The sequence below is a fragment of the Mycobacterium kyogaense genome, assembly GCF_003254575.1.
GTDB lineage: Bacteria > Actinomycetota > Actinomycetes > Mycobacteriales > Mycobacteriaceae > Mycobacterium > Mycobacterium kyogaense.
The window spans coordinates 100858-109880 of record NZ_QJUA01000015.1; the positions used below are offsets into that span (position 1 = coordinate 100858).

Annotated in this window: 2 protein-coding genes; both read right to left on the reverse strand. The window is 68.1% G+C overall.

Annotated features, from left to right (window positions below; genetic code table 11):
* Positions 1-52 precede the first annotated feature (52 nt).
* Positions 53-820, reverse strand: coding sequence for a class I SAM-dependent methyltransferase (locus DMB80_RS13040; protein ID WP_111510235.1), 768 nt, complete (start codon positions 818-820; stop codon positions 53-55).
* On the reverse strand, positions 817-9023 hold an 8207-nt coding region (locus DMB80_RS13045), incomplete at its 5' end, for a non-ribosomal peptide synthetase (RefSeq protein WP_121497470.1). The genes DMB80_RS13045 and DMB80_RS13040, both read right to left, overlap by 4 nt.

Sequence of the window (9023 nt, forward strand, 5' to 3'; positions counted from 1 at the left end):
TCTGCGTGTCCTCCCCGGATTCACCCCCGTCACCGTAACCCGGGAACCGGCGTCAGTGGTGCGCGGGACGCCGTCGTGCGACAGCGACGGTGGGCCCGATGTGCACCGTGCGGAATTCGACGTCTATGTCGGGGTGGGCGTGACGTGCGAGGGCGCGCAGGGCGGACGGGCTGTACGCCCGCATCGAACTGATCACGCCATCGTGGGTCAACGGGAGCAGCCGGGTGAACGGCAGCACGGCGCCCAGTACGACCGCATGCACCGGAGCCGGTGGGCGGCGCAGGTCGATGATCACCAGGCTCCGAGCCGCTCTGGTGCCCTCGGCGAACACCTGGGCGGCGAGCGGCGGTGGTAGATGGTGCAGTGAGAGTGCGAACACCGCCAGGTCGTAGGCGCCGTCGGGCGCGTCGATTGCGGTCGCGTCCATGACCCGGACCGTCGCCCGCGGGTGCCGTCCGACGGCGCTCTCGGCGATCGCGGCCACGAAGCCGGCGTCGAGGTCGGTGACCGTGACCTCCGCGGTGGGGTGGAGTTCGAGCAGCTTCTCGGACAAGCCCCCCAGGCCCGCGCCGAGCTCGAGGATCTTCGGCGCACGAAGGCCTGCGGCCTCGTCACGGACGATCCGGGCGCACCTTCCGTAGATCCCGTGGCGGCGCCGCCCGCCGCGGTCCAGCGCGCGCACCACTTTGTGCTTGAGCTCGTCGACGTCGTCGCGGTCGAGGTATTCGAGGCGGTCGGTCTGCAGTCTGCGATCCAGCCAGGACGCGTCGGGACCGCCACGGGGCATCGCGGAGATGGCCGACGCAGTGGTGTCTGTCATCGGCCCTCCAGCGCGTCGATCAGCTGCTCCCGGTAGGTGTCGACAGACGACGAAGCCAGCATCTCGAGGTGGCTGCAGTCGACCGTCCGGGAGGTGACGGTGCCGGTGACGAAGTGTCCCCAGTCGAAGACGGAGCTTGCGCTTGCCGTGGCGCGGAAGATCGCGATGTCACCGTCGAAGATCCGCGGGTGATGACGTTGCAGGCGAATCTGATTGGCCGCAACGCAGCCGACCATGACTTGCAGTAGAGCGGCCGGCGGAACGACCTGGTCGGCAGCCGTCAGCGCCGTTCCGATCAATTCGGCCGCACGGATGTGGGTGAGCGGCCGCTGCTCGTCAGGGACGGCAATTCCGTTGAACCGCAGAAGCTCCGCGAGCACCTCGCCCTCGGAGGACGCGCCGCCGATCACACGGTCAGCGGTGAACGCGTCGTCGATCAGGATCAGACTGTCGATCACACAGCCACGGCGCTGCAGCTCCACAGCCAGGTCGTGGGCGACCACGCCGCCCAGCGACCAGCCGAGCAGGCGGTAGTGCGTGGACGGATGTGCCTCTTGCAGGCGGTCGGCGTACAGCGCGGCCATGGCGCTGATCGAATCCGGCTCCGGCGCAGCATCATCGACGGTCTGGTTGATTCCGATGATCGGTCCACTGACGTGGTCGACGAGTGCCCGGTATGGCCAGCTGGTGCCGAAGCCGTCGTGCACGCAACACAGCGGGATGCCGTCACCGGGTTTGAGGACCTCGATGGGCAGGATCTGCGTGGTGCTGTCGGGGGTGCCGATCTGCGCGGCGAGACCGCGGACGGTGGGTGCGGAGAACAGCGTGCGGACTGCCAGCTCGGTGTCCAGTTCGGCGTTCACTCCGGAGATCACACGCATCGCAGACAACGAGTCCCCGCCGAGCTCGAAGAACGAGTCGTCGATACCGACCGTCTCGAGTCCGAGCACGTGAGCGAAGACCGCGGCGATCGCCGTTTCCGTCACCGTGCGGGGTTGCTGGGAAACGGACACGGCGGGAACGGGATCCGGTAACGCACCGACATCGATCTTGCCCGATGCCGTCAATGGCAGTTCGTCGAGGACGACGAGGTGGGCGGGCACCATGTAGTCGGGAAGCCGGGTGCTCAGCTGCGCGCGAACCGCCCCGATCCGCGAATTCGTCTGCGGGCTGTTGGCCAGCGCAGCCGTCGGCAGCGTCACGGCGGAAGGCCGGTACGCGCCGATCACGTCGCCGTCGGTGTCCCGGGCGGTCATCAGCGCGTCGACGGTGCCCGGCTCCGATCCCCACGTCACGGCGACCCGGTACCCGCACTCCTCGCCGAGGCGATGAAGATCCTCGGGAGTCACCGCCTCGAGGATCGCTGCGGCCGCCGCGAGCGCATCCGACAGCGAGTCTCCAGCGGCCAGGGACTTTTCGACGGCCACGTCGCCGATCAGGCCGCGACGGGGCACCCCGTTGACACGCACCGCGTCGGGATGTTCACGGGCCAGGCGGTCGGCGAGACCCGGCAGCCCGGCGCATTCGCGCCACTGCCACAGCAGTGCCGGCGACGGTGCGGCGGACCGAGCGGGTGCGCGGTGTATGACGACGTCGTAGCGGTACCGGGTCAGCTCGTTGTCGGCAAGACCACGCTTGACCTGGATGTCGACCTGCTGCGCCGTTGGGTGTCGATCGGCCCAGGCGGTGAAGAAGTCCGGTGCGAGTAGCAATTCTGGTTCGCTGACGATGGCGCGCTGAACCCGTCGACGTACCCCGGTGGCGTCGCCCGCACCTCGGGCCAGCGCGACTCCGGTCTGAAACGCGTTCTGCAGAGCATGATTGCGGACATCGCCGATGAACAGGGCGCCGCCCGGGGCGAGGAGGTCGAGTGCGGCTTCCATCACCTCGCTCAGATAATCGGCGTGCGGGAAGTACTGGACGACGGAGTTGACCACCACCGTGTCGAAGGCGCCGCGGGGTAGGCCGGTGGTGTCGTGGGCGGGTCGGGCGAGCAGCTCGACGCGATCTCGCCAGGCGACGTCATTGCCGCGCAGGGCGTGTCCCAGTGCCTCGATGGCGACGGGTGAGGAGTCGGTGGCGACATAACTGTCTGTGTGCGGGGCGATCTGACTCAGCAGCAGACCGGACCCGGCGCCGATCTCGAGAACGCGCCGCGGCCGCAGAGCCAGGATGCGGTCGACGGTCGCCGAGCGCCACTCGGCCATCTCGGACAACGGAATCGGGCCGTCGGAATAGCTGCTGTTCCAACCGCGGAAGTCGCTGCCGAAGATCGGTGTTCCAGCCGGCGCACCGTAGAGATCGTCGTACATCTGCTGCCACGCGCCGACCACCTCGACGTCGCGGCCGTCCGTCGCGGAACGGTGCAGGGTGAGGTAGGCGACCAGTTGACCGGCTCCGTCATTCTGGTGGGCGACGGCCACTGCCTGCTCGACCTCCGGGCAGCACGCCAGGGCGTTCTCCACCTCGCCCAATTCGATCCGGTAGCCGCGGATCTTCACCTGGTGATCCGACCGCCCGACATAGCGCAGGTCGCCGTCGCCGCTCCACGCGACCAGGTCGCCGGTGCGGTACATCCGCTCGCCGGGGCCGCCGAACGGGCAGGCGACGAATCGTGACGCCGTCAGGCCGGTACGCCCGAGATACCCGTACGAGAGGCCCGCTCCGGCCACGTACAGCTCGCCGATCACCCCACTCGGCACGTGCCGCAGCCACGGATCGAGCACGAAGAAGGCGAGATTCGACAGTGGGGCCCCGATGGGGCTGCCGCTGGCGTCTGCGTCGGCGGCGGTGATCTGACGGACCGACGCGTGCACCGTGGTCTCGGTGATCCCGTACATGTTGATCATCCGCGGAGACGCGGGATACGCGGCGAACCACGGACGAAGCCGCTGCGGCTCGAGTGCCTCCCCGCCGAAGACCACGGTGTCCAATCGCAGCGGTTGTCGGCTCACGGCATCGGCGGTCTGGAGCGCATAGAAGGCGGACGGTGTCCGGCTGAGCACGGTGACGTGCTCGTCGGCGAGCAGCGCGTGCAGGTCGTCGGGGGAGCGGCCGGCCTGCTCGGACACCACGACGAGCCGGCCCCCGCCGAGCAGTGCGCCCCAGATCTCCCAGACCGAGAAGTCGAAGGCCAGAGAGTGGCATTGCGACCACACTCCGCCGGCGCCGACCTCGGTCCGCAGCGCGTCGAGAAGAGCGGTCACGTTGCGGTGCGGTACGGCAACACCTTTGGGCACTCCAGTCGTTCCTGATGTGTAGATCAGGTAGGCCACGGTGTCCGGGTCGGGGTAGGCCAATGGTGTCTGGGACGCGGCGTCACCGGGAGCGCCGTCATCGGCGATGGCGATGATCGACAGGCCTGCGCGGTCCATGCGCGGTCTCAGATCGGCGGTCGTGACCGCGGCGACGGGAGCAGCGTCGGCGAGCATGAAGTCGATCCGCGCGTCCGGATAGGCCGGGTCGATGGCGACATACGCTGCGCCGGTCTTGAGCACCGCCAGGATCGCGACGACGGCGTCGGCGCTGCGGGGGAACAGCAGCGCCACGTACCGACCGTGCCCGGCGCCCTCGCGGACCAGCCGGTGCGCCAGCCGATCCGATGCCTCGTCGATCTCCCGGTAGCTGAACGTGTCACCGTCGAAGGTCACCGCTGCGGTGTCGGGAGTGCGGGTGACCTGCTCAGCCCACAACGCCGGAATCGATTGCCCTATGGGTCGTTGCGTGATCAGAGCTGACCTGTTGCCGATCTCGTCGAGATGAGTGCGCTCGGCAGGGTCGAGGAGACACACCGAGGACACGCGTGCGCTCGCGTCTGTCGTCATCGCGTCGAGGACACGTTCGAGCCGCCGAGCCATTGCGGCGATCGTCTGATGGTCATAGACGTCGGTTCGATACTCGACGATGCCGGCGATGCCGGCGGCAGCCCCCTCGGCGTCCCAGTGCTCGGCGAGGTGGAAGACGAGGTCCATCCGCGCCGTGTGGGTGTCCATGGTGACCGGAGTGATCTGCAGATCGCCGAGCGCCGTGATGGCGGAGGCGTTCTGCCCCAGGACGTTCTGCCAGGCGAGCATCACCTGGATCACCGGGTGGTGAGTCAGATCCCGGGCCGGATTGAGCCGCTCGACGAGTACCTCGAACGGCACGTCCTGGTGATCGAACGCGGCCAGGCTGCGCTGCCGCACCTGCGCGAGCAGCTCCGCGAAGGTCGGGTTCCCGCTGGTATCCGTGCGCAGCACCAGGGAGTTGACGAAGAATCCCACGAGGTCGCTCACGGCGGGATCCCGACGTCCGGCGATCGGAAATCCCACACTGACATCGTCGTTGGCGCTCTGCGCGGACAACAGGACCGCCAGCGCTGTATGGATGACCATGAAACTGGTGGCGTTGTTGTCGTGTGCGACGGTGCGGATGCGCTGTTGCAGATCGGCCGACCAGGCGATGTCGACGCTCGCGCCGCGGTAGTCGGCAACGCGGGGGTACGGCCGGTCGGTGGGGAGGTCGAGGCGTTCGGGTTTCCCTCGCAGTGCGTCCTGCCAGTAGGCCAGCTGCCCGGCGATACGACTGTGCGTGTCGTCGATGTCGCCGAACTGCTCGCGCTGCCAGAGGGTGTAGTCGACGTACTGCACAGGCAAGCTCGGCCACTCAGGTGCCACCCCGGCGCAACGGCTGGTGTACGCGGTGCCGATGTCCCTGATCATCGGGCCCAGGGACCAGCCGTCGAACGCGATGTGGTGCACGACGATCGCCACCACGTGTTCCTCGGGGCTCAGCGAGTAGACGCGCGCACGAATCGGGATCTCGGTGGCGAGATCGAAGCGGCGCACGGCCAGTGCCGCGAGCTCGGCGAGGAGAGCGGAGGGCGAGGATGCGACGACTGCGTGCTCGCCCCTGTGCCACGCATCGGGCGCGGCGGCCAGGATCCGTTGATGCGGTTCCCCGTTGGTCTCGGGAAAGACCGTCCGCAGCGCCTCATGGCGGGCGATGACGTCGTCGAGGGCCACGCACAACGCATCGACGTCCAGCGTTCCGGTGATGCGCAGCGCGTTCGGCATGTTGTAGGTCGCAGCCCCGTCCTGGAAACGGTCGAGGAACCACAACCGGGTCTGAGCGAAGGACAGGGGAATCGTGTCCGGACGCGGTCCGGCGACGATCCTCTGGTGTCGCCCGGCTTCCCCGGCCACAGCGGGTGCCAACCGCGCCACCGTCGGTGCGTCGAACAGAGTGTGCACCGAGATGTCCGTGTCCAGCGCGGAGTTGACGCTGCTCACGAGACGCATCGCCGACAGTGAGTCCCCACCCAGGTCGAAGAACGAGTCGTCCACCCCGATCCGGGGCGCTCCGAGGACCGCCGCGAAGATGTCGAGCAGGATCTCCTCGCCCGGTGACGACGGTGCGCGATAACGGTCGGCATCTCCGAACTCGGGTGCGGGTAGGGCGCGGACGTCGAGCTTCCCGCTGGTGGTCAAGGGCAGTCGATCCAGGGAGATGATCGCGCTGGGCACCATGTAGGGCGGGAGAGTCTGCGCAAGAGTGTCTTTCGCCCATGCCCTGTCCACTGCGCCGATGACGTACCCGACGAGGCGCCTGTCACCTGGGCGGTCCTCCCTGACGATCACCGCTGCCTGGCCGGCGCCGGGAAGCGCTGCCAGCGCGGACTGGATCTCGCCCAGTTCGATGCGATACCCGCGGATCTTGACCTGTTGGTCGGCGCGCCCGAGGTAGCGAAGTGCACCGTCGGGACCCCACCTGACGAGGTCACCGGTGCGGTACATCCGGGTGCCTGGCGGGCCGAAGGGGCACGCGACAAAGCGTGACGCGGTCAGTCCACCGCGCCGGACATAACCGACGCCCACGCTGGTTCCCGAGACGTAGAGTTCACCGACCACGCCGATCGGGACCGGACGCAGCCAGGGATCGAGCACGAACAGTGCCGCCCCGGGGGCGGGTGCCCCGATCGGCGCCCCACCCCCCACGCGCAGCGGGGCGCTGATCCCCACCACGATCGAGGTCTCCGTCGGACCGTAGGCGTTGATCATCAAGCGATCCGCTGCCCACCGGTTGACCAGGTCCGGCGAGGACGCCTCCCCGGCGACGGCCAGGCTGGTGTGCGGCAGCCCCTCGTGGGAGAGCATCCCTGCTGCCGAGGGCGTCAGGCTCAGCACCGTCACCTGCTCGCGCCGCAGTAGAGCGTGCAGGTCCTGAGGGGACTTGCTCACCTCATCCGGAACGACGACCAGTCGACCGCCGTGCAGCAACGGGGCCCACGTCTCCCACACCGACATGTCGAAACTCAGCGAGTGGAACTGTGTCCACACCCCGTCGGTGGGGAGGTGGTCGCTCAACCCGACGAGCAGCGGTGTGACGTTGCGGTGGGCGATCGCAACGCCTTTCGGCACGCCGGTGGTACCCGATGTGTACAGGATGTAGGCAAGGTCGTCGGCCTGAGGCGGACGCGGCGGGGTACCGGAACATGAAGCGATGCGCGGATCCTCGACGTCGATCAGGGCGATGTCGTGGCCGGCGACCCGATCAGCGAGGTGCCCGGCGACCACCGCCGCGATCGGGTCCGCGTCCGACACCATGAAGGCCACCCGTGCCGACGGGAGCGACGGGTCGATCGGCAGGTACGCGGCGCCGGATTTCAGGATCGCGAGGATCGCGATCACCGTCATGGTCGAGCGCTCGAGCAGCACTGCAACGCATTCGCCGGGGCCGGCGCCGTGCGCGATCAGCATGTGCGATAACCGGTTGGCGGCGGTATCGAGTTCACGGTAGGTGTAGGTGAGCGTGTCACACGTGAGCGCCGGTGCATCCGGTGTGTCGCGTACCTGTTGTTCGAACAGGGCGGGAATCGACATGCCGGACGCCGGGCGGGTGAGGACGGTGTGTCGGCCCAGCAGCGCCAGCTCCGCATGTTCGGCGATGTCGAGCAGGTCCATCGACGACAGGGGCGCCGACGAGTCGGCACACATGGCGATCAGTACCCGCTCTACTCTTTCGCCCAGTGCATCCGCCTGCGCCCCGTCGAAAAGCCCGGCGTCGTATTCGATCCGCACTCCGAGGCGAGGACCGGACAGGGCCTGCAGAGTCAGCGGGTAGTGCGTGGATTCGGTGGTGCGGAAGTCGGTGAGCGTCAGTCCTTGCGAGCCGAATGCGGCCCCGGTTCCCACGGGATAGTTCTCCAGGACGAACAGCGTGTCGAACAGTTGGTCGTGTCCGCAGACGCGATGGATCTCGGCCAGCGACAGGTGTTCGTGATCGAGGGTGTCGTTGTGGTGCCGGTGCAGCTGGGCGAGCAGCCCGGACGTCGTCGTCGTTCCGTCGATCGTGGCGCGCACCGGAACGGTGTTGATCAGCAGGCCCACCATCGCCTCGGCGCCCGCGATGTCGGCAGGTCGCCCGGAGACCGCAGTGCCGAACACGACGTCCTGGCGTCCGGTCAGCACCGTGAGCACGACCGCCCAGGCGGCCTGCAGCACGGTGTTGAGTGTGGTGTGCGACGTGCGCGCGAGTCGCCCCAGATCTTCAGTGAGACTCTCGGACAGCGAGAACGACGATGTGGCTCGCTCGCCGTGTCCGAGTCGGTCAGGCTGTCCCACCAAGGTCGGGCCGTCCAGATCGGCCAACGCGTCCCGCCACGCCGCCTGGGCAGCGGCGATGTCCCGGGTGGCCAGCCATTCGACGAAGCGGCGATAGGGGGTAGGCGGAGGGAGGTGCTGTTCGTGGTAGATCGCGAAGATCTCGTGCAGCAGTACAGGCATGGACCATCCGTCGACGACGATGTGGTGCATTGTCAGGAGGCAGCGATGCCGTTCTGGCGCAACGCGAATCAGTGCCACGCGCACCGCGGGCGGTGTGGCGAGCTCGCAGACGGCGATCCGCTCGCTGGTGGCCAGCTGTCGGACGTCGGTGTCGGATCCGTTCGGTAGGTAGCGCCAGGGGACCTCGATGTGTCGGGGGATGACCTGAACGGGCAGATCGACCTCGTCGGTGAACACCGCCGCGAGGTTGGGGTGTCGGGTCACGACCGCGGTGACGGCCCGGTGTAGACGCTCCCCGTCGAGTGGTCCCGACACCGTGACGTCGATCTGCATGGCGTAGAGATCGGTTGGGGTGGTGGTGGTTTGGGCGTGGTAGAGGAGTCCTTGTTGGAGGGGGGTGAGGGGGAGGATGTCGGCGGTGTCGTAGTGGTGGGTGAGGT

Excerpts from the sequence above, each read along its gene's own strand:
- DMB80_RS13040 (WP_111510235.1), bottom strand. The coding sequence starts at position 820 with ATGACAGACACCACTGCGTCGGCCATCTCCGCGATGCCCCGTGGCGGT.